This window comes from Dermatobacter hominis, from assembly GCF_020715685.1.
Classification (GTDB): domain Bacteria; phylum Actinomycetota; class Acidimicrobiia; order Acidimicrobiales; family Microtrichaceae; genus Dermatobacter; species Dermatobacter hominis.
Map to the genome: position 1 here is coordinate 2,721,552 of NZ_CP085840.1, position 21,410 is coordinate 2,742,961.

At 72.9% G+C, this 21,410-nt stretch carries 20 protein-coding genes; 7 read left to right on the plus strand and 13 right to left on the minus strand.

Annotated elements, in window-relative coordinates:
- Positions 1-66: 66 nt before the first annotated feature.
- Positions 67-1,110 carry a DUF2804 domain-containing protein gene (locus LH044_RS12870; RefSeq protein ID WP_227755987.1) on the plus strand — a complete coding sequence of 348 codons (1,044 nt, stop codon included), beginning with the start codon at positions 67-69 and terminating at the stop codon, positions 1,108-1,110.
- Between the two features lie 9 nt (positions 1,111-1,119).
- Here LH044_RS12870 and LH044_RS12875 read toward each other — a convergent pair whose 3' ends face one another.
- From LH044_RS12875 to LH044_RS12890, 4 genes are read right to left on the minus strand one after another with little or no spacing between them, the layout of a single operon-like run.
- Positions 1,120-2,031: an SDR family oxidoreductase gene (locus LH044_RS12875; RefSeq protein ID WP_227755988.1), complete on the minus strand. Its 912-nt coding sequence runs from the start codon at positions 2,029-2,031 to the stop codon at positions 1,120-1,122.
- 17 nt (positions 2,032-2,048) lie between these two features.
- Positions 2,049-2,837, minus strand: a complete 789-nt coding sequence (locus tag LH044_RS12880; protein ID WP_227755989.1) for an enoyl-CoA hydratase/isomerase family protein — start codon at positions 2,835-2,837, stop codon at positions 2,049-2,051.
- A 51-nt stretch (positions 2,838-2,888) separates the two neighbouring features.
- Positions 2,889-4,220, minus strand: coding sequence for a sensor histidine kinase (locus LH044_RS12885; RefSeq protein WP_227755990.1), 1,332 nt, complete (start codon positions 4,218-4,220; stop codon positions 2,889-2,891).
- Positions 4,221-4,248: 28 nt separating this feature from the next.
- Complete coding sequence (locus tag LH044_RS12890) at positions 4,249-4,965, minus strand: response regulator transcription factor (RefSeq protein WP_227755991.1); 717 nt, start codon at positions 4,963-4,965, stop codon at positions 4,249-4,251.
- 85 nt (positions 4,966-5,050) lie between these two features.
- On the opposite strand from LH044_RS12890, the gene LH044_RS12895 reads away from it, so the two are divergent.
- The 3 genes from LH044_RS12895 to LH044_RS12905 all read left to right on the plus strand — a co-directional run bounded on the left by LH044_RS12895 (position 5,051) and on the right by LH044_RS12905 (position 7,373).
- Positions 5,051-5,539, plus strand: a complete 489-nt coding sequence (locus LH044_RS12895; RefSeq protein WP_227755992.1) for a hypothetical protein — start codon at positions 5,051-5,053, stop codon at positions 5,537-5,539.
- Positions 5,540-5,597: 58 nt separating this feature from the next.
- Positions 5,598-6,125, plus strand: a complete 528-nt coding sequence (locus LH044_RS12900; protein WP_227755993.1) for an RING finger protein — start codon at positions 5,598-5,600, stop codon at positions 6,123-6,125.
- A gap of 111 nt (positions 6,126-6,236) precedes the next feature.
- Positions 6,237-7,373: a hypothetical protein gene (locus tag LH044_RS12905; RefSeq protein WP_227755994.1), complete on the plus strand. Its 1,137-nt coding sequence runs from the start codon at positions 6,237-6,239 to the stop codon at positions 7,371-7,373.
- 4 nt (positions 7,374-7,377) lie between these two features.
- On the opposite strand, the gene LH044_RS12910 is transcribed toward LH044_RS12905, so the two are convergent.
- Entirely contained in the window at positions 7,378-9,192 is a 1,815-nt protein-coding gene (locus LH044_RS12910) for an AMP-dependent synthetase/ligase (protein WP_227755995.1), read from the minus strand.
- A gap of 252 nt (positions 9,193-9,444) precedes the next feature.
- On the opposite strand from LH044_RS12910, the gene LH044_RS12915 reads away from it, so the two are divergent.
- Together LH044_RS12915 and LH044_RS12920 are read left to right on the plus strand one after the other, a co-directional pair.
- Positions 9,445-10,653: a thiolase family protein gene (locus tag LH044_RS12915; RefSeq protein WP_227755996.1), complete on the plus strand. Its 1,209-nt coding sequence runs from the start codon at positions 9,445-9,447 to the stop codon at positions 10,651-10,653.
- 145 nt (positions 10,654-10,798) lie between these two features.
- Positions 10,799-11,179, plus strand: coding sequence for a hypothetical protein (locus LH044_RS12920; protein WP_227755997.1), 381 nt, complete (start codon positions 10,799-10,801; stop codon positions 11,177-11,179).
- A gap of 264 nt (positions 11,180-11,443) precedes the next feature.
- Here the strand turns inward: LH044_RS12920 and LH044_RS12925 are convergent, their stop codons facing one another.
- Positions 11,444-11,800, minus strand: coding sequence for a cell division protein CrgA (locus LH044_RS12925; protein ID WP_227755998.1), 357 nt, complete (start codon positions 11,798-11,800; stop codon positions 11,444-11,446).
- Positions 11,801-11,856: 56 nt separating this feature from the next.
- Here LH044_RS12925 and LH044_RS12930 point away from each other — a divergent pair, with 56 nt between their 5' ends.
- The gene (locus LH044_RS12930) at positions 11,857-12,483 is read left to right on the plus strand and encodes an anthranilate synthase component II (protein ID WP_227755999.1); all 627 of its coding nucleotides are present in this window, start codon (positions 11,857-11,859) and stop codon (positions 12,481-12,483) included.
- Here LH044_RS12930 and LH044_RS12935 read toward each other — a convergent pair.
- From LH044_RS12935 to LH044_RS12965, 7 genes are all read right to left on the minus strand, one after another.
- Positions 12,456-13,697 (minus strand): Stk1 family PASTA domain-containing Ser/Thr kinase, encoded by a 1,242-nt coding sequence (locus LH044_RS12935; RefSeq protein ID WP_227756000.1) that lies wholly within the window; start codon positions 13,695-13,697, stop codon positions 12,456-12,458. The two genes, LH044_RS12930 and LH044_RS12935, sit on opposite strands and share 28 nt — an antisense overlap.
- Positions 13,690-14,622 (minus strand): PASTA domain-containing protein, encoded by a 933-nt coding sequence (locus LH044_RS12940; RefSeq protein WP_227756001.1) that lies wholly within the window; start codon positions 14,620-14,622, stop codon positions 13,690-13,692. The genes LH044_RS12935 and LH044_RS12940 overlap by 8 nt, the downstream gene beginning before the upstream one ends.
- 1 nt (position 14,623) lies before the next feature.
- Positions 14,624-16,549 (minus strand): Stk1 family PASTA domain-containing Ser/Thr kinase, encoded by a 1,926-nt coding sequence (gene pknB, locus LH044_RS12945; RefSeq protein WP_227756002.1) that lies wholly within the window; start codon positions 16,547-16,549, stop codon positions 14,624-14,626.
- A 90-nt stretch (positions 16,550-16,639) separates the two neighbouring features.
- Positions 16,640-18,145: a peptidoglycan D,D-transpeptidase FtsI family protein gene (locus tag LH044_RS12950; protein ID WP_227756003.1), complete on the minus strand. Its 1,506-nt coding sequence runs from the start codon at positions 18,143-18,145 to the stop codon at positions 16,640-16,642.
- Entirely contained in the window at positions 18,142-19,482 is a 1,341-nt protein-coding gene (locus tag LH044_RS12955) for an FtsW/RodA/SpoVE family cell cycle protein (protein ID WP_227756004.1), read from the minus strand. The genes LH044_RS12950 and LH044_RS12955 overlap by 4 nt, the downstream gene beginning before the upstream one ends.
- Positions 19,479-20,918, minus strand: coding sequence for a Stp1/IreP family PP2C-type Ser/Thr phosphatase (locus LH044_RS12960; protein ID WP_227756005.1), 1,440 nt, complete (start codon positions 20,916-20,918; stop codon positions 19,479-19,481). Before LH044_RS12960 ends, LH044_RS12955 begins: the two co-directional genes overlap by 4 nt.
- Positions 20,915-21,403, minus strand: a complete 489-nt coding sequence (locus LH044_RS12965; RefSeq protein WP_227756006.1) for an FHA domain-containing protein — start codon at positions 21,401-21,403, stop codon at positions 20,915-20,917. The genes LH044_RS12960 and LH044_RS12965 overlap by 4 nt, the downstream gene beginning before the upstream one ends.
- Positions 21,404-21,410: the final 7 nt, after the last annotated feature.

A 21,410-nucleotide genomic window follows, 5' to 3' on the forward strand; every position in this document is an offset into this window, starting at 1 on the left:
CCGCCAGCCCTGTCCGGCTGACCGGTCGTCAGAACGGCCGTCGCGGCGATCCGGCAGACTCGGGCGATGGTCGCAACGGTCACGCTGACCCACGAGCGGGAGATCACCGAACCCGTCGAGCTGTGCCTGCCCGGCGGGCGACTGCTCGCCCCCGAGGCCCGTGGGTGGTCCCGCGTCCCGCTGCACGACTGCAACCTCGCCGGCGGGTGGGGCCGCACGAAGCGCTGGGACTACTGGGCGGTGCTCACGCCCACCCACGCACTGTCGGTCACCTACGCGGACGTGGACTACCTGGGCATCACCGACGTCTGGTGGGTGGACCTCCGCACCGGTCGGACCGGCGGCCGCAACCGCAGCGTCCCCGGGGCCCCGGGCATCCGGCTGCCCGACCGGCCCGGCACCGAGCCGCTGCGGGCCGCGTCGCGGCACCAGGTGCTCGACCTGACCGACGACGACGACGGCACGAGGCTGTCCGCCGCCTGGACCGAGGCCGACGGCACGCCGGCGCGGCTCGACGTGGTCGTGGCGCGACCGCCCGGGCACGAGTCGCTGAACGTGGTGATCCCCTGGAGCGACCGGACGTTCCAGTACACGTCCAAGCACCAGGCCCGACCGGCCCGCGGCGAGCTGGTCGTCGGCGACGAGCGGATCGAGGTCGGCGGCGACGCCGAGGCGTGGGGCGTGCTCGACGTCGGACGGGGCCGCTGGCCCTACTCGACCCGCTGGAACTGGGGTGGGGGCGCCGGTGCGGCCACGACCGGCGAGGTCGTCGGCATCCAGATCGGCGGCCGGTGGACCGAGGGGACCGGCTCCACCGAGAACGGGATCATCGTCGACGGCCGGCTGCACAAGCTCGGCGACGAGCTGGCCTGGTACTACGACTGGGACCGGCCCACAGCACCGTGGCGGGTGGTCGACCCGGGCGGCCGCATGGACCTCACGCTGACGCCCACCTACGACAAGCACACGAGGATCGAGGCGCTCGTCCTCGGCACCGAGGTCCACCAGGTGTTCGGCACCTGGTCGGGCACGGTGGTGGCCGACGACGGCACCGAGCTCGCCGTCGACGGGATCCTCGGCTTCGCCGAGGAGTCCCGCTCCCGCTGGTGAGCGGGCGGCTCAGCGCTCGAACGGCGGGCGGCCCATCTGGTCGCGGATCGTGACGACCTCGGGGTTCGTCATCGACCGGCGCTGCCAGTTCGCGCCGTCGACCACCAGCGTGTGGCCCGAGATGAACCGGCCGTAGGGCGACGCGAGGAAGGTCGCGGCCCAACCGAGCTCCTGGCGCTCGCCGACCCGCAGGGCCGGCTGGCACACGTCCTTGTCGTGGGTGCGGTCGAGGTTGCCGCGGATGTCGTCGGTCATGTCCTCGTGCGGGAAGAGGCCCGGCACCAGGCAGTTGACCTGGATCCCGTACGGACCCCACTCGACGGCGAGCGACTCGGTGAGGTTCTTCACGCCGGCCTTCGCCGCGGCGGAGTGCACGAAGCCCGGACCGCCGGTCCACGCGTAGCTCGCGCCCACGCTGATGATCGACCCGGGCGTGCCGGCCTCGAGGTGCCGCCGGCCGAACTCGCGGCAGCACAGGAAGGTGCCGGTCAGCGTGATGTCGACCACGGTCCGCCAGGCGTTCGGCGACATGTCCTCGGCGGGGACCGGGAAGTTGGCCGCGGCGTTGTTGACGAGGACCTGCGGCAGGCCGAAGCGCTCCTCGGCCGCGTCGAAGGCCGCGGCGATCGAGTCCGCGTCGCGGATGTCGCACTCGACGGTCAGCACGCGGGCGCCGATCGCCTCGATCGCGGCCTGCCCGGCTGCGAGGTGCTCGGGCTTGCGGCTGGCGATCACCACGTCGGCCCCGAGTCGGGCGAACTCGGCGGCGATCCCCTTGCCGAGACCGGTCCCGGCGCCGGTCACGAACGCGCACACCCCGTCGAACGTCCCGGGCTTCAGCGCGGTGTCGCCGACCGCGGGCGGGTGCGGCAGCCCGATCCGCCCGTCGCCGGCACCGTCCACGTCGCGTCCTCCTGCCATGTCTGCTCCCCTCGGTCTCAGCTGCCCCGGTAGCGCGGCTCGCGCTCCTCGGCACGGGCGGCGCGGAGCTCGGCCATGTCGTCGCTCCGGTTCACGAACGTCTGGTAGATCAGCTCGTCCTCCATGGAGGCCCGCACCTGCGGTCGGGCGAGGTGGCTGATCACCCGTCGGGCCATCTTCACGGTCACCGCCGGTGCGGCGGCGATCTTCTCGGCCATCTCCATCGCGGTCGAGTCGAGCTCCTCGCGCGGCACGACGCGCGACACGATCCCGTGGGCCAGCGCCTCGTCGGCCGAGAGCCGGCGACCGGTCAGGACCATGTCGCTGACCAGCCCGTGGCCGCACATCTCGTAGAGGACGGCGACGCCGCCGGTGTCGGGGATCACGCCGTGGCCGACCTCGGGGAGCATGAACCGGGCGTCGGTGCTGGCGATGCGGATGTCGCACAGCAGGGCCCGCTGGAACGAGCCGCCGAGCGCCCAGCCGTGGATGGCCACGATGACCGGCGCCTCGAGCTCCCACAGCTGCTGGATGCCGCGGATGCCCCGGGTCATCAGCTCGTGGTGGGTCATCTCGGTCCTGTTGGTGCCGATGGAGCCGACGTCGCGCCCCGAGGACCACGACCGCCCCTCCCCCCGCCAGACGACCGCTCGGATCTCGGGTCGACCCCGCAGCTCGGCGAGGATGTCGAAGAGGGCGGCGTCCATCGCGTCGTCGAAGGCGTTGTGCTTGTCGGGGTTGTCGTTGGTGATGACGGCGACGGCGCCCTCGACCTCCAACCTGACCCGTGGGTCCCGTTCCTGCATGGCGGCGGACACTAACGCCGCCGCGGCCCGTCCTGTCGGGCCGCACGGGCGTCAGCCGACGGGCAGCACGAACCCGACCACGGCGCCACCGCCGGCGCGGTCGGCCACGAAGGTGCGCCCGCCGTGGCGGCCGACGACGTCGGCCACGATGGACAGCCCGAGCCCGGACCCGGGCCGGCTGCGGGCCGCGTCCGAGCGGTAGAAGCGGTCGAAGACGTGGTCGCGGTCGGCCGGCGCGATGCCCGGGCCCCGGTCGGCGACCTCGATCCGCCCGCCCTCGCACGTCACCTGGATCGGTCCGCCCGAGGCGTCGAACTTCAGAGCGTTCTCGACCAGGTTGCCGACCGCGCGCTCGAGGGCCAGCGGGCGGCCGATCACCGTGGCGGCGTCGAGGAGGTGGACCTCGACCCGCCGACCCGACCGCTGCTCGGCCCGGGTCGCCACCCTGGTGACGAGCCCGCCGAGGTCGACGGGCGCCTCGGGCTCGTCGCCACGCCGGTCCGTCGCCACCTCGACCACCTCGTCGACGAGGCGGGTGAGCTCCAGGGACTCGCTCTCCAGGTCGTCGAGCACCCGCCGGCGGTCGTCGGGATCGAGGTCGTCGGCGCGGCGCAGCGTGTACACGTTGGTGCGGAGGCTGGTCAGCGGGGTGCGCAGCTCGTGGCCGGCGTCCTGCACCAGCCGCTGCTGGGAGTCCCGGGACCGGGCCAGCGAGGCGAGCATGTCGCTGAACGCCGCGCCCAGGCGGCCGGTCTCGTCGCCGCCCTCGACGGGCACGGGCACGTCGAGCTGGCCCGTCGCCCGCACCTGGTCCGCCGCGGCCGTCAACCGCACGAGCCGGCGCGTGAGCTGGCGGGCGAGGACGGCGCCGACCACCGCCGCGAGCGCGATCACCACCACCGACGCGACCAGGATCCGGCGCCGCAGCGCTGCGAGCACCTCGTCGGTCTCCTCGAGGCTGCGCGCCACCTGCACGGCGTCGCCGCTGCCGAGCGACGTCGTGAGGACCCGGTACTCGTCGTCGCCGCTCGACACGTCGCGCATCCACGAGTGCACGCCCGTCGACCGCGCCCGCTCGCGGTCCTCGGCGTCCACGGGGAGCGTCGGGCCCTCGGCCGACGACACGGTCCCGTCCTCCACCACCAGCTGCACGATGACGTCACCGCGGCTGCGGAAGCCCGTCCGGTCCTCCCCGAAGACGCGGTCGAGGCTGCCCGGCCGCTGCAGCTGGGCCACGACGTCGTCGCGCGACGCCCGCAGCGAGTCGTCGAGCTGGCCGAGGAGCTCGTTGCGCGTCGTGCCGTAGCTGAACGCGCCGATCGCGACCGTCGCCACCGCGACCAGTCCGACGAGGGCCAGCACGAACTTCAGCCGGAGGCTCACCGGACCGCCTCGCCCCCGCGCCGCACGCTCAGTCCTCCCGGATCGTGTAGCCGACGCCGCGGACGGTGTGGATGAGCTTCACCTCGGCGTCGCCGTCCACCTTCCGCCGGAGGTAGCTGATGTAGACGGCGAGGTTCTTGGAGTCGGGCCCGAAGTCGTAGCCCCAGATCTCCTCGTAGATCCGGGTGCGGTCGAGCACGATGCCGGCGTTGAACATCAGCAGCTCGAGCAGGTCGAACTCGGTCTTCGACAGCTCGACCTCCCGGTCCCCGCGCCACGCCCGCCGGGCCGCGGGGTCGAGCCGGAGGTCGCCGACCTGCAGCGTCGGCGACGCCTGGGCGGCGGGGCCGTCGGGACGGCTGCGCCGCAGGAGCGCCCGGACGCGGGCGAGCAGCTCGTCGGGGTCGAACGGCTTGGGCAGGTAGTCGTCCGCGCCGGCGTCGAGCCCGGCCACGCGGTCGGAGGTCTCGGTGCGGGCGGTCAGCATCAGGATCGGGACCCGGCTGCCCTCGGACCGCAGGAGCCGGCACACGGTGAGCCCGTCGATCGTCGGCATCATCAGGTCGAGCACGACCAGGTCGACGACGCCGTCGTGCACCGCCTCGAGCGCCGCGGCCCCGTCGGCGACGGCCGTGACGCGGTGGCCCTCGAGGCCGAGCAGGCGGTCGAGCGACTCGCGGATCGCCCGGTCGTCGTCGGCCACCAGGATGCGGGCCGGACCGTCGGCTCCCACTGCTGCACCCACCGGCGCTCCTTCCCTCGATCGCGGTCCGCGCTGCGCTGTCGCCCCACGGTACGGGACGGGGATCGGCGGCTACGGTCGATCGGGGATGACCCTGCACCGCCGCTCAGACCGGATCCGGCTGCGCGGGACGAGCGTGCTGGCGGCGCCGCTGCTCGTGCTCGCGGTCATCGGGCTGTCGCTCGCGGTGGCGTCGACCATCTGGGTCGCCTCGACCGACGACGGCGTGGGCGCGGCGGCCGTCGCGGCGATCGTCGTGCCCGGCCTGGTCGGTGTCGGCGCCCTCCTCGCGATCCGGGGGTGCTCGGTCGAGATCGGGCCCGCACCGGACGGGACCGGCGGCGAGGTGCGCGACGTCGTCGCGTGGGTCACCGTCCGCCGGACGCCGCAGGCGCGGATCGCCACCGCCCGCGTCCGCACCGGGCCGTGGCGGCTCTACGTGCTCGAGCTCGACGACGGCGAGGTGGTCAAGCTCGTCGGCGCCTCGCCGCAGCAGTTCCCGGCCCGCCTCCTCCCCGAGGCGACCCGCCTCGACGTCGAGGACCTCGAGGCGCTGCTCGGCCCCGATCCTGCGTAACGAGCCGCCGAAGACGGTCGCTGGCCCCGTCGCGCGTGGCGGGTCCAAGATGGGACCGATGGCCGCTCCGCCGCCTCGCCGGGCCCCTCGCAAGGAGGTCCCCTCCGCGATCCAGATCGACGTCCGACCGACGGTGATGCTGGCGCGAGGCCTCGCCCAGCGGTGCCCCGCCTGCGGGGGCGGCCACATCTTCCACCGCTGGTTCCGGATGGAGGAGCGCTGCCCCACCTGCACGCTGCTGTTCGAGCGCGTCGAGGGCCACTGGATCGGCTCGCTCGGCCTCAACACCACGGTCGTGTTCGGGACGATGCTGATCGTGCTGCTCGCCGGGAGCCTCATCGGCTACCCGCACCCGCCCTACGGCGCGCTGCTGATCGCCGAGATCGCCATCGCGCTGTTCGGCCCGCTGCTGTTCTTCCCGTCGTCGCGGATGATGTGGACGGCGATGGACCTGCTGATGCGACCGCTGCGGCCGGGCGAGATCGATCCGAGGTACGTGACGGTCGACCCGGAACGGGACCGCCTGGGCCAGCTCCCCGGCATGCGGGCGACGCGGAAGGACCCCCGGGGCCGGCGCCGGGGCTGAGGGGTAGGGGAAGCGCCCACGGCGGGTGCCTTGCCCGGGAGCGCCCTGCTCCCTACCGTTTGAGGGGTGCGGGGCCCGGCCCGTCGGTCGGGTCACCGGGGTGGAGGAGCTGTGGGATCCAGGGGCGCGACCGGGGTGGTGACGGCCGTGCTCGTCGCGCTCGCCGTCCTCGCCACCTCCTGCTCGAAGTCCGTCGACACCGCCGAGGTCTCGGCCGGCTCCCCCGACGACGTCTCGTTGCAGACCTCGACGACCGTCAAGGGCGGCGGGTCCGGCGGCTCCGGCAGCTCGTCGGGGTCATCGGCGCGGACCGCCAACGCCAACAGCGAGGACCTCACCAAGCTCGTCGCGCAGCTCGCGTCCGACCCGCAGCTGCTGGCGCAGCTGACGGGCATGGACCTCGGTCAGATCGCGGCGCTGACCGGCATGGACCCGGCGGCCCTGGCGCAGATGAACATCTCGCCCGACACCGTGCGCGCCCTGGCCGGCGTGCTCGCCGGGCTGGACCCGACGATGGTCAAGCAGCTGGCGGCCGGAGGGAAGCTCGACCCCAAGCTGGCCACCACGATCCTCATGCTGGCGGCGCAGCTCGACCCGGCGGCCGCCGTGGCCATCAAGGGCGTCGACCCGCTCGCGATCGCCTCGCTGCTGGCGGCGGCCACCACGGTCGACCCCAAGGTCGTCGACGCCATCGGCGGCGTGCTCAAGGTCGCCGACCCCAACGGCCTGGGCCGCCTGGCCGGCGACAAGTCGAGCCTCGCCATCCTCGCGGTGCTGTTCGGCGTCGCCCTGCGCACCGACCCGTCGAAGTTCGCCCAGCTCGGCAACGCCGCCAACCTGGACCCGAACGTCAACTTCGTCCTGGGCTCGATCTCGAACCTGGCGGCCGGGCTCACCCCGCAGGTCGTCGCCGCCCTGAACGGCCTGTCCAAGGTCCTCGGCCCCGACCTGCTGCGGGCGCTCTCGGCGATGATGGGCATCCTCGGACGGCCCGACATCGCCCCGATCGTGCAGGCGGCCGCCGCCGATCCGGTGGTCCTCGTCTCGACGTTCGGCACGTTCGCGCTGCTGATCCCGGGCCTGGCCGAGGCGCTGGCGCCCGAGGTCTTCGAGAAGAACCCGAACGCCCGCTACGGGATCCTCGCCGGGCTGATCGCCGTGGCGATCGCCAACCTCAACGGCCTGGACCTCAACGCCCTGGCGATCGCCCTCGGCCTGGCACCGCTGCCGCCCGACTTCCAGAACTAGGCGCTCAGGAGTACAGCTCCTCGATCTCCTTCTCGAAGCGCTCGTTGATGCCGCGGCGCTTGAGCTTGAAGGTCGGCGTGAGGAGCTCGGTGTCGGGCAGCCACTCCTCGGTGAGCAGCGTCCACTTCTTGACCCGCTCGGCGTTGTTGAAGCCGGCCATCGCCTGCTCCACGCCGTCGGAGATGGCGGCCTGCACCTCGGGGTGCGCGGCCAGCTCCTCGAGGGACGAGTACTGGATGCCGTGGCGGGCCGCCCAACCGGGGGCGACCTCGCCGTCGAGCACGAGCAGCGCCGACACGAAGGGGCGGTTGTCGCCGATCACCGCGGCCTGGGCGACCAGGGGGATCGACTTCAGCTCGGCCTCGAGGTTGGCGGGCGAGATGTTCTTGCCGCCCGCGGTGATGATGAGCTCCTTCTTGCGGTCGACGATGCGGAGGTAGCCCTCGTCGTCGATCTCGCCGATGTCGCCCGAGTGGAGCCAACCGTCCTCGTCGACGGTCTCGGCCGTCTTCTCGGGGTCGTTGAGGTAGCCGACGAACACGTGGCCGCCGCGGCAGCAGACCTCGCCGTCGGGGAAGATCGCCAGCTCGGAGCCGGGCATCGCCCGGCCGACGGTGCCGGGCTTCACCCGGACCCGCTCGAAGGACATCGCGCCGGTGTTCTCGCTCATCCCGTAGACCTCGGCGAACGGCACGCCGATGGCCCGGAACCAGCGGATGAGGTCGGCCGGGATCGGGGCGGCCCCGCTGATGGCCATCTGGCACTGGTCGAGGCCCACGAGCTCTCGGACCGTGCTGAAGGCGACGGCGTCGAGGAACTCGTAGGTGGCGATCTCCTCGTCGGTGGCCTCGCCGAAGGTCATCTTCTCCCGGATCGGGATGGCCGCCTCGACCGCCTCGTTGAACTTCTCGGCCTTCTCGGGGTCGGCGGCGAGCGCCGCGGTCACACCGGCGTAGAGCTTCTCCCACACCCGGGGCACGCCGAAGGCGATGTTCGGCCGCACGGCGATCAGGTGCGGGAGCAGCGCCGAGGTCTCGGGGCACGTCGTGACCTCGAGGCCGGCGAGGGCGAGCGAGTACTGCGAGACGATCCGCTCGGCGATGTGGGCCATCGGCAGGTAGGAGACCACCCGCTTGCCCTGCATCTCCTCGCGGGTCCAGCCGTAGGACAACAGGCCGGACTCGAGGACCCAGCAGACGTTGTAGTTGCTGATCATCACGCCCTTGGGGCTACCGGTGGTGCCGGACGTGTAGATGATCGTGGCGAGGTCCTCGGGCTTGCCGATCGCGGCCGCCTCGGCGAGGTCGACGGGCTCGGCGTCGGTGAGCACCGAGTGGCCGACGACGCCGTCGGGCAGGTGCGGCGGGTCGACGACGGTGACGATCGTGCGCAGGTCGACCAGCTTGTCGCGCACCGGCTCGAACTTGGCGAGGAAGTCCTTGTCCTCGACGACGGCGACCACGGCGCCGCAGTGGCCGACGAGGTACTCGACCTGGTCGGGCGACGAGGAGTTGTAGATCGACACGGGCGTGGCGCCGCACAGCAGGACCCCGAGGTCGATCCAGTGGAACTCGGGGATGTTGCGCATCATCAGCACGACGCGGTCGCCGGGCTGGACGCCGAGCGACCGGAACCCGGCCGCGGCGCGGGCGGCCCGCTCGCCGACCTCGGCGAACGTGACGGAGCCGAGCGACCCGTCGGGCTGCATCCAGCGGATGGCCGTCTCGCCGCCGTACTTGGCGACGGTGTCGACGAACTCGCGCGCCACCGTCGTGCCGGCCACCATCTGGTCGAGGTCGGCCTTGGTCACGGAACCCATCGGGTGCCTCCTGGTCTGGTCGTGCGGGTGGACGGACGTGGGGCGAGCGCGGTCCGCGCCGCCTCGGTGGGCCGAGGTTAGTGGGGTGACCGCGGTCACGAGCCCGCGACCCCCGGTGGTCCGACTTGGACCGTCCCGACCGCGCGCTGCAGACTCTTGACCGATCGGTCTAGTTCGGCCGGTCGGACGACCAGCCACCGGACGAGCACCCGGACCCGCCCGGACTCGACGGCCATCCCGAGGGGGACCCGCATGCCCGACGCAGTGATCATCGACATCGTCCGGACACCCGGCGGACGCCGCAACGGCGCCCTCTCCGGCTGGCACCCGGTCGATCTCGCCGCCGAGACGCTCAAGGCGCTCGCCGAGCGAAACGACCTCGACCCGGCGCTGGTCGACGACGTGATCATGGGCTGCGTCATGCAGGCCGGCGCCCAGGCGCTCAACGTCGGCCGCAACGCCGTGCTCGCCGCCGGCTGGCCCGAGGAGATCCCGTCCACCACCGTCGACCGCCAGTGCGGCTCGTCCCAGCAGGCCGCCCACTTCGCGGCGCAGGGCGTCCTGGCCGGCGCGTACGACGTCGTGATCGCCGCCGGCGTCGAGGTCATGAGCCTCGTCCCGATGGGCGCCTCGATCGGCAACGGCGTGGGCTTCCCGTTCGGCGCGGCCTACAACCGCTACGCCGACGTCGAGCTGATCGAGGGCCACAAGGGCCTCGTCGGCCAGGGCATCTCGGCCGAGATCATCGCCAACGAGTGGGGCCTGTCCCGCGAGGACCTCGACACCTTCGGCGCCCAGTCCCAGGCCCGCGCCGAGCAGGCCCGCGACGAGGGCCGCTTCGACAACGAGATCATCCCCGTCCGCTCCAAGATCCGCGACAAGGAGTCCGGTGAGGTCAAGGAGCTCGACGACCTGGTGACCTCCGACGAGGGCATCCGCCCCGGCACGACCGTCGAGGGCCTCGCCAAGCTGAAGCCCTCGTTCCTGCCCGACGGCAAGGTCACGGCGGGCAACAGCTCGCAGATCTGCGACGGCGCCTCGGCCGCGCTGATCATGAGCGCCGACAAGGCCGCCGCCCTCGGCCTCACCCCGCGAGCCCGTTTCCACACGTTCGCCCTCGCCGGCGTCGACCCGGTCCGCATGCTGACGGGCCCGATCCCCGCCACCACCAAGGCGATCGACAAGAGCGGCCTCGGCATCGACGACTTCGACCACATCGAGGTCAACGAGGCCTTCGCGTCGGTCGTGCTCGCGTGGGAGAAGGAGCACCACCCCGACATGAGCAAGGTGAACCCCAACGGCGGCGCGATCGCCCTGGGCCACCCGCTCGGCGGCTCGGGCACCAAGCTGCTCGCCACGATGCTCAACGAGCTCGAGCGCACCGGCGGCCGCTACGGCCTCCAGACGATGTGCGAGGGCGGGGGCATGGCCAACGCCACGGTGATCGAGCGCCTGGGCTGAGCCGAGATCTGACGAACTTGGGGTCCACGGGTCGCTGAGCGACTCGTGGGCCCCGAGTTCGCGTTCGGGGGCTTCATGGGGAGGTCCCCGAGATGGGTGTGGCGCCGTGGGCCCCGGGACGGGGTCCGGTACCGTGCGTCATCGGATGCCCCAGCACGACATCGTCGACCAGACCGACGCCCCGACCCGTCGGGTGACGAACCGGTGGGCGCGGCTGGCCCTGTGGCTCGTCGTGCTGGCGGTGCTGGCCGTGGGCGTGAGCCTGGCGCTCGACACGCCGCTCCTGCCGACGCTGGCGGCCGTGCTGCTGGGCGTGGTCATCCTGCGGGCCGGCTGGTTCTTCCTGCAGTCCTTCGCCACGCCGCCGCCCGAGCCGCCCGAGCCGGGGACCATCCGCAAGGTGAAGCTGGTCTACCGGTGCTCGATCTGCGGGGCCGAGGTCCGCATGACCGCGGCGCCGACCGAGGACCCCGAACCGCCGCGCCACTGCATGGAGGACATGGAGCTCGTCGCTCCCATCGAGTGAGCGCTCGTCGCTCCCATCGAGTGAGCGCCCGTCGCTCCCATCGAGTGAGCGCTCGTCGCTCGGATCGACTGAGAGGCGGGATCGCGCGGAGCGTGGCGGTGTGGCCACGGCGTACCCCGGTCCACAGCCTGTGGACGAGACTGGGACTTGTCACCTTCCGGAAACGTGCGCAACCCGGCGGTCATGTCGGATCCGGCGCGCCGAGCGGCGTTCACCGTCGTGCCGCCGCCCCCGATCGCCGGTCCGGCGGCGCCCCGTCCGTGCTCAGCGGTACTGGGTGGCGACCATGATGCCGCCGAGGATCGAGGCCAGGCCGGCGACGAGGTACCACCCGTTGCCACCGTCGGAGGACCCGGGCAGCACGCCCATGTAGTTGAGGATGATCACGAGCAGGCCCAGCGCCCACAGGCCGAACATGAGCACGGGCACCCAGCGCGGGCTCGGGCCCTTAACCGCGCCGGTGCGGGGCGGGGTGTAGCGGCCGCCGGCGCGCTGGTCGGCCTTGGGGGTGACCCGCTTGCTCGTCGCCGACGAGCCCGAGGCGTCGGTCGAGGTCGACCCCGATCCGGACCTGCTCGCCGCTCCGGTCCCCTCCACCCTGCGCTTGGCCGGCTTCGCCATGGGTCGGGACACTAACGGTTGTCCCACCGATCCGGGCAACCCGTACGCTGCGGGCCGTGGGACCGCGGATCCTCGTCATCGACAACTACGACTCGTTCGTCTACAACCTCGTCCAGTACCTGGGGGAGCTCGGCGCCGAGCCCGAGGTGCACCGCGACGACGCGATCACGTTGGACGACGTCGAGCGGATCGACCCCGACGGCATCCTGATCAGCCCGGGTCCTGGGCGGCCGTCCGACGCCGGCCTGTCCAACGAGCTCATCCGGACCTGGGGCGCCCGCGTGCCGGTGTTCGGGGTGTGCCTGGGCATGCAGTGCATGGGCGAGGTGTTCGGCGGCGACGTCGTGCGGGCCCCGCACGTGGTGCACGGCAAGACGTCCCAGATCGCCCACCGCGGCGTCGGCGTCTTCGAGGGGCTCCCGAACCCGCTCGAGGCCACCCGCTACCACTCGCTCGTCGTCGAGCGCTCGACGCTGCCCGACGTGCTCGAGATCACCGCCGAGACCGACGACGGGCTGATCATGGGCCTCCGGCACCGTGAGCTGATGGTCGAGGGCGTGCAGTTCCACCCCGAGTCGGTGCTCACCCACGCCGGTCACCAGCTCGTCGACAACTTCCTCGCCCGCTGCCGCACCGCCGACGGCGACGGCGCCGGTCAGGGCACGGTCGTCGTCGGCGCCTGAGGCACCGTCGTCGTGGTGGGCGGCGGCGCCGCCACCGCCACGGTCAGCTGCAGCGGCGTGCCGATGCTGACCGGTGTGCCCGGCGGGATGCTCTGCGCGATCACGCGGCCGGCGCGGGCGTCGTCGAAGGCCACGCTCTGGTTGCGCACGCTCACGGCGAGCTGGCTCGAGCTCAGCGCCTTGGTCGCGGTCGCCTGGAGGAGCCCGGTGACCGACGGCACGGTCAGGCTCGGGGCGGCCTCGGTCACCACGGCGTTGACCGGGTAGTCCCTCGGGATCGAGGCACCGGCGGGCGGGTCGGTGCTGACGATCACGCCCGGCGGCTTGCCCGCGACCACCTGCGTCGTGACGGTGCCGAGCCCGACGCCGGCCCGCCCGAGGGCGGCGAAGCCCTGCGCGACCGGTTGGTCCACGACGCCCGGCACGACGTGAGGCGCCGGCCCGTCGGAGACGATCACGGCGATCGGTGTGCCGAACCCGGCCCGCGTGCCGGCCGCCGGGTCGGTCCGCAGCACCTCGCCGGGTCGAACGACCTCGTCGTGGGCGGGTTGGACGGTCGGCGCGAACCCCGTCGCCTGCAGGAGCTTGACGGCCTCGGCGCCCTGGAAGCCCTTCACGTCGGGCACGCGCAGGCCGGCCGGGCCGTCGCTCACGATCAACGTGACCTCGGTGCCGACCTCGAGCTTCGAGCCGGCGACCGGGCGCTGGCCGAACACGACGCCCTCGGGGATCGCCTCGTTCGGCTGGTACTCGACCGCGACGAGGATGCCCAGCTCGTCGAGCGTGCGGGAGGCCGCCTCGAGCGTGACGCCGTCGAGCTTGGGCACCGAGACCCGCTCGACCGTCGCGCTCCGCTCGCCGTCGCGGAGCGAGGTGCCGACCGCGAAGCTGGCGATCAGGAACAGCACGGCGAGGGCGACCACGCCGACGATCGTGGCCCGGGGGTGGTCGCGGACGTCGAGGTCCTCGGGGCCGCCGATCGACGTGACCGGCGTGCCGCCCCGGACCCGGACGTGCCGCTCGCCACGGCCGCGCTCGGCGCGCCGCTGCACGGCCCGGGCCTCTGCGGGCCGGAGCTCGACCTCCTCGACCGCATCCGGGTCGACCTCGGCCAGCGCCGGGTCGGGGTCCGGGCCGGTGTCGCGGGCGTCGGCGTCGGGGGCCTCGACCGGGTCGAGGTCGTCGGCGGTGCGATCGTCGGTCACGTCAGCCACCCGCACCGACCTCCAGCGTCACGATCGCGCCCGGCCGGACCACGGTGGCGGCCGCCGGGTTCTGCGTCGTCACGCCGCCGGCACCCGATCCGCGGCGGATCACGTTCGGCACCAGCCCGAGCTGGGTCATCGCGCTCGCGGCGGCGTCGGCGCTCTGGCCGATGACGCTCGGCACCGACACCGGCGGCGGGCCGGCGGCCTGCACGAGGTTCACCGGCGTGTCCCGGTCCGCGACCGTGCCCGCCGGCGGGTCGGTGCGGAGGACCGAGCCGACGACGGCGTTGGCGTCGTCGGCCGGGGTGATCGTGCCGATGGCGAACCCGGCCTTGCCGAGCTCGAAGGACGCGCCCTCGAGCGCCAGCCGGCTCACGTCGGGCACCGGTCGGGTCGCCGGGCCGTCCGAGACCGTGAACCGGGCGACGTCCTCTCCGGTGACGAGCACGCCGGGACCCGGGTCCTGCGAGATCACGACGTCCTTGGGCGCGGTCTCGCTGTTCGCCCGGGTGATCTCGACCTCGATGCCGGCGTCGTCGAGCGGCGCGGTCACCTCGGCGATCGGCTTCCCGACCGCGTCGGGCATCTCGACCCGGTTGATGCCGCGGCTGACGACGACCTCGACCTTCGACCCCTCGCGCACCCGCGAACCCGGCGGCGGGTCCTGGCCGATCACCGTGCCGCGGGCGCCGCTCAGGCTGTAGCTGGTCCGCACCTCGGGGACGAGCCCGATCGACCGCACGTCGGCCTCGGCGCCCGGCTGCGGCCGCCCCGACAGGTCGGGCACGGTGACGATCGCGCCCCGCCCGAGCAGGGCGTCGAGGGGGTTCAGCGTCGAGCTGAAGCCGAGCAGGCCGACGAGCAGCGCGGCGAGGCACAGCCCCACGACCAGGGGCACCGTCCCCTTGGCGCCGCCCTGCAGAGGGCACATGTCAGGGCGCGGTGGTCGTCGTCGAGGCGGTCGTCGTGGTGGCCGCGGCGACCCCGACCACGATCTTCACGGTCGCACCCTTGTCGGCCTTGTTCCCCGATGCAGGGTCCTGGCTGATCACGCGGCCCACGTTCGGGTCGCCGGCAGACACCGCCTTCGTGCTGGTGTCGACGTCGAAGCCGCGGCTCTGCAACGTGTTGGTGGCGTTCGTCTCGGTCTGGCCGACGACGTTCGGCACCGTCACCTGCTCGACGCCCGTCGAGACGGTGATCGTCACTGTGGCGCCCTTCTTGGCGGCGGTCCCACCGGCCGGATCGGTCGAGATCACCCGACCCGCCGGTACCGTCGCGCTCGCCTCCTGCTTCGGGCCGCCGACGCGGAACCCGGCGGCCTGCAGCTGGGCCTGCGCGGCCTGCAGGGTCTGGCCGGCGACGTCGGGGATCGTCTCCTCGCCGGGGGCCTTGGCGACCTCGAGGTTGACCACGGAGTCCCGCTGTCGCTGCTCGCCGGCCGGCGGGTCCTGGCTCAGGACCGTGCCGGACGCCGCGTCCTCGTTCTCCACCTCGGTCACGGTGAACTTGAAGCCCTCCTGGGTGAGGATGAACTGGGCCTCGGGCTGGGTGCGGCCGACGACGTCGGGCACCTCGACCTGCTCCACCCCCGACGACACGACCAGCTTCACCGTGGACCCCTTGTCCACCTCGGTCTGGGCGGCGGGGTCCTGCGAGATCACGCGGCCCGCCTCGACGGTCGCGTTCGGCTCCTCGGTGACCTGGACCTCGAAGCCCTGCTCCTCGAGCAGCTTCTCGGCCTCGGTGCGGGTGAGGCCGATCGTGGCCGGCACCTCGACGGTGTCGCTGCTCAGGCTGCTCGCGAACCAGAACAGCAGCGCGGCGAGGATCACGAGCAGGACGACGATGACGGCCAGGAACACACCCGTGCGCGACCGCGGCTGGTCCTCCTCGGGGTCGTCGACGGCGTCGAGCGGCTCGTCGGGGTCGGGGCCGACCGCGGCCTGGACCGTCGTGGCGGCCGCGGCGACCGCACCGGCGCCGACCGCCGCGCCGACGAGCGCTCGCTCCGCCGAGGTCACGTCGCCGTCGAGGAAGCGGTTCAGGTCGGCCCGCAGCGCCTCGGCCGACGGGTAGCGGTCGTCGGGCTTCTTCTGCAGGAGCTTCATGATGATCGCCTCGAGCCCGTGGGGGATATCGGGGACGATCGTCGACGGCGGGGCCGGCTGGTCCTGCACGTGCTTGTAGGCGATGGCGAGCGGGGTCTCGCCGCTGAAGGGCGGACGCCCGGTCACCATCTCGTACAGCACGACGCCGAGCGAGTAGAGGTCCGACCGGGGGTCCACCGTCAGTCCCTGCGCCTGCTCGGGCGAGAAGTACGTGGCCGTGCCCATGACCGAGCCGGCCTGGGTGAGGTCGTCGTCGGGCGACGAGAGCGCCCGGGCGATGCCGAAGTCGGTCACCTTCGACTGGCCGGTGGCCGTCAGCAGGACGTTGCCGGGCTTCACGTCGCGGTGCACGACGCCCCGGGAGTGCGCGAAGCCGAGCGCGGCGGCGACCTCGTTGGCGATCTCGGCGGCACGGCGCGGGTGCAGCGGGCCGTCGCGGCGGATGACCTGCGACAGCGACGGACCGTCGACGTACTCCATGACGATGAAGTACGTGCCGTCCTGGGTCCCCCAGTCGTAGACCCCGACGATGTTGGGGTGCGACAGGTTGGCGGCGGCCTGGGCCTCGCGCCGGAACCGCTCGACGAAGCTGGGGTCGGTGGCGAACTCGGGCACCAGCTCCTTGACCGCGACGGGGCGGTCAAGGCTCCGGTCTCGGGCCAGGTACACCTGGGCCATGCCGCCCCGGGCCAGCCGCTGGTGGATCTCGTAGCGGTCGCCGAGGACGCGCTGTTCCTGCTCAGCCATGGCAGCGCCAGCGTAGAGTGCCGCCCCCGCGAGGACGTGTCATCCGAAGCTCGTTCAACGCGCTGCCACGACGTCGCCCCGGGTCCGGGCTCAGCCGATGGCCGCGAGCGCCTTGTCGAGCACCGCCTTGGCCACCGGCCCCGCCGTCGAGCCGCCGGTCGCCTCGCTCACGCCCGGCAGTCCCTCGACGATCACGGCGACGGCGACGTGCGCCGGCTCCCCCGGCGGTCCGGCGAAGGCGATCATCCAGCCGTGCGACTTGGGCGGTGTGGTGCCCAGCTGCGCCGTGCCGGTCTTGGCGCCGACCTCCCAGCCGGGGGTCTGCATGATCCGGGCCGTCCCGTCCTCGACCACGCCGACCATGCCCTCCCGCATCGTCTGCGCCACCTCGGGCGACATCGACTCGCGCCACGGGAACGTCTTGAACTCCTCGACCACGTCGCCGTTGCGGGCCCGGATCTCGGACATGACGTGCGGCGCCATGATCTGCCCGCGGTTGCCGGCGCCCGCTGCGACCAGCGCCATCTGCAGCGGCGTGGCCCGCACGTCGTTCTGGCCGATCGCGGTCTGGGCGAGCTTCGGCGTGTCCTCGTAGACCGGCGCCTGGCCGTCGGGCGTGTCCACCACGGCGCCGAAGTCGGTCGGGTACACCGACTCGGCGGGCCTCGGCAGGTCGAACGGCACCGTCTGGTTGAACCCGGCCGCCTCGGCGGCGGCGATCATCGGGTCGGGCCCGGTGTTCTGCGCCGCCATCTGGGCGAACGAGCTGTTGCACGACTTGGCCAGGATCGTGAACAGCGTCCCGCCGCACGGGTTCCCGTCGAAGTTGCTGATCGGCCGCGAGGTCAGCGGCGGCGTGTACGACGTGACGACGGGGTACTCGGGCGACGTCGGCGTCACGGCACCCGAGGTCAGACCGGCGGTGGCGGTGACGACCTTGAACGTCGAGCCCGGGAAGAACCGCTCGCGGTAGGACTTCGGCAGCAGCGGCTTGGCCGGCGACGCCTCGTACAGCTTCTTGGCGCCGGCGGCCGCCTCGGCGTCGTTGTTCGACAACAGGTTCGGGTCGAACGTCGGCGTCGACCAGAGGGCCAGGATCGCCCCGGTGCGCGGGTCGATCGCGACGACCGATCCGGGCCGGTCGCCGAGAGCGTCGCGGGCCGTCTCCTGGATGTCCTTGCGGACGCTCAGCACCACGTCGCCCTCGCTGGACTCGTCGGTGAACAGCCCCGAGAGCCGGTGCAGCCGCAACGACGCCGTCCGCCCGGTCAGCTCCTCGTTGTAGGTGCGCTCCACGCCGTCGGAGCCGAGGTTGAACGAGTAGTACCCGGTCACGGCGGCGAGCAGCTCGCCGTCGGGGTACACCCGCTGGTAGCGGAGCGCGGCCCGGCGCTCCTCCGAGGTGGCGGCGACGACGCCGTCGGCGGTGATGATGTCGCCGCGGGGCTGGTTGAAGTCGCGCTGGAGCTGGCGGGTGTTGTCGGGACGGTTGCTGTAGGCGTCGGCCTCGAGCACCTGCACCTGGTTGAGCTTGATGAAGATCGCCACGTAGCAGACGAGGACGATGATGCCGAGCGCCTTGATCTGCTTGCTCACCGCGCCACCACCCGCTCGGGGCCGCGCACCGCGGTCTGGTCCGAGATCCGCACGAGCAGGGCGAGCAGCACGTAGTTCGCGAGGAGCGAGCTGCCGCCGTAGGACACGAACGGGAGTGTCACGCCGGTCAGCGGCAGCAGGCGGGTGACGCCGGCCATGATGATGAACGCCTGGAACGCGATGAGCACCGTGAGGCCCACCGCCAGGAGGGACGGGAACGGGTCGCGGGACTCACGGGCGATGCGCAGACCAGTGCCCGCCAGCAGCAGGAAGGCGCACAGGATCGCCGTCGTGCCGAGCAGCCCGAGCTCCTCGCCGATCACGGCGAAGATGAAGTCGGTCTCGTCGTAGGGGATGCGCCCGGCGATGCCGAGCCCCGGCCCGACCCCCGACGTGCCGCCCCACGCCAGCGCGTAGGCGGCCTGGATGATCTGGTAGCCGGATCCCTGGGCGTCGGCCCACGGGTCGATCCACACCGAGACGCGCTTCTGCACGTGGTCGAACGACATCCAGCTGAAGACGGCGCCGACCAGGAACAGGCCCATGCCGACGAGCAGGTAGCTGACCCGCCCCGTCGCGACCCACAGCATGATGACGAACAGCAGGAAGAACAGCAGCGCGGAGCCCAGGTCGCGCTGGAAGATCAGCACGACGAGCGACGCCCCCCACGCGAGGAGGATCGGGGCGAAGTGCTTCGGGTCCGGCGTGTTGAACGGGCCGACCCGGAACGTGGCCACGCTGAGCAGCTCGCGCCGCTCGACCAGGTAGCCGGCGAAGAAGATCGCGAAGGCGATCTTGGCGAACTCGCCCGGCTGGAAGCTGACCGGCCCGACCGACACCCAGATGCGGGCGCCGTTGATGCTGCGGCCGATCCCCGGCAGCAGCGGCAGGATCAGCAGCGCCACGCCGAGCAGGCCGAAGGTGTAGCGGTACCGCTGGAGCCAGCGGATGTCGCGCACGACGAGCAGCGTCATGACGTAGGCGAGGATGCCGGCCGCGGTCCACGACGCCTGGAGCGCGGCGAGGTCCTGGTCCAGGCGGGCGATGAAGACGTAGCCGATGCCGTTGAGCAGCGCGGCGATCGGCAGGAGCAGCGAGTCGGCGGCGGGCGCCAGCCGGCGGTTGGCGAGGTGCGCGCCGACCAGCAGGGCCAGCAGCGCGGCGAGGAAGGGCCAGAGGTCGGCCGGGAGCGAGGCGTTGCGGCCGAGGCTGGCCAGCGCGTAGCCGCCCAGGATGATGAGCACGGCCAGCACGAGGAGTCCGAGCTCGGTGGTGCGCCGGCGCTTGCCGAGCGCCTGGACCGCCGAGGTGGGCGGTGCCGCGGCGGTCGCGGTCACGGCCCTGCCGGCGGTGGGACGACGGGCAGCGTGGCGTTGGGGTCGACCGGGGCGGCCGGGACCGTGGTGGTCGGCAGCGTGGTGGTGGTGGTGGTCGTGGTCGTGGTCGTCGTCCGGTCGTGGAGCACGCCGATGTAGTCGCGCGCCTCCTCCTCGGTGCCGAAGGACCGGCCGCGCTCCACCTGACGGCGGTCGGCGTCGGTCAGGTCCGCCACCCGCAGCTCGCTGAACCGCTCGACCTCGCCCGGCCCGAGGAACAGCACCCCGTCCTTCGGCCCCTGCAGCAGGACGACCGTGCCGTCCTGGTCGGCGACCACCCACCCGGCCCTCGACGCCACCACGAGCACGCCGGCCATCACGACGAGCACGACGACGACCGCGACGACGAACAGCGTGGTCCGCCACCGCCGTCCCCGACCGTCGGCACGGTCGTCGGGCCCCTCGATCGGCGGCTCCTCGACCACGGCGACCGGTTCGGGCGCCGACGGGGCGACGGCGTCGAGGACCGGCACGGCCCCGCCGGCCGGCGGCACCGGGGCCTCGCCCTCGGCGTCGTGATCGTCGCCGTCGACGACGTCGTCCTCGTCGCCCGGCTCGGGCGGCACGACGACCGCCATCACGGTGTCGGTGCGGGGCCCGTCGTCGTCCAGGTCCGACATGTCGACCGCCGGGGTGCTGATGCGGCGGTAGCGGCCGTCGACCTCGCAGGCGGGCTGCCCCGTGTCGGCGACGTCGATGACGACCGTCGTGATGTTGTCGCGACCGCCGGCGGCGTCGGCCTCCGCGGCCAGGCGCCGGGCCACCACCTCGGGGTCGTCGGGCTCGGCCAGGATCTCGGCGATCCGCTCCTCGGAGAGCTCTCCGAAGAGGCCGTCGCTGCACAGCAGCAGGCGGTCGCCGTCGGCGGGGTGCAGCAGCCAGGCGTCGACCACGACCAGCGCCTCGACGCCGAGCGCCCGGGTGATCACGTTGCGCTGCGGGTGGTTCTCGGCCTCCTCGGCGGAGATCCTCCCCTCGCGGAGCAGCGTCTCGACGAGCGAGTGGTCCTCGGTCAGCCGGGTCAGCACGCCGCCGGCCATCAGGTACACCCGGGAGTCGCCGACGTTCAGGACGGCGAGCTGCTCCTCGTCGTCGTAGCGGACCAGCCCGACCACGCACACCGTCGTGCCCATGCCGCGCAGCTCGTCGTCCTCGGCCGCCCGCTCGTTGATCCGCCGGTTGGCCCGGTGCACGGCGGCGACGAGGTCCTCGACGGAGCGCGACCCGGCGGCCAGGCGGAGCACCTCGACGGTGTCGGCCGACGCGACCTCGCCGGCCCGGTGACCACCCATGCCGTCGGCGACCGCGACGAGGTCCTCGGTGGCGAGGAACGAGTCCTCGTTGGCGCTGCGGACCTGGCCGACGAGCGACGTGGCCCCGATCGTGAGAGTGGTCACCGGACCTCCATCACGACGTTGCCGATCTGGACCCGGTCACCGAGCCGCGCCGGCATCTGGCCGACTGCGCGCGTGCCGTTGACCCACGTGCCGTTGGTCGAGCCGAGGTCCTCGACGAAGACCGAGCCGTCCCGGCTGAAGATCCGGGTGTGGACCTGCGACACGTACTGCTCGTCGAACACGAGGTTGCAGCCCTGCGCGCGCCCGACGGTCATGTCGGGCCCGAGCGCGTACTCGGTGCCCTGGCGGTTCGGCGGCTCGACCACGACGAGGCGGGTCGGCACGACGTCCTTGCGACGGCTGCGGCCGGCGGCGCGGGCGGCGCTCCGACGGGCCCGACCGGTGGGCGCGGCCGGCGCGGCGGGGGTGGCGGCGGCCTTGGGAGGGTTGACCTCGGTCCACACGGCCCGCAGGACGCGCAGGAAGAAGAGGTACAGCAGCGCCAGCAGGCAGAGCTTGAGGACGGTGAGCAGCTGCTCGGGCACGGCGGCG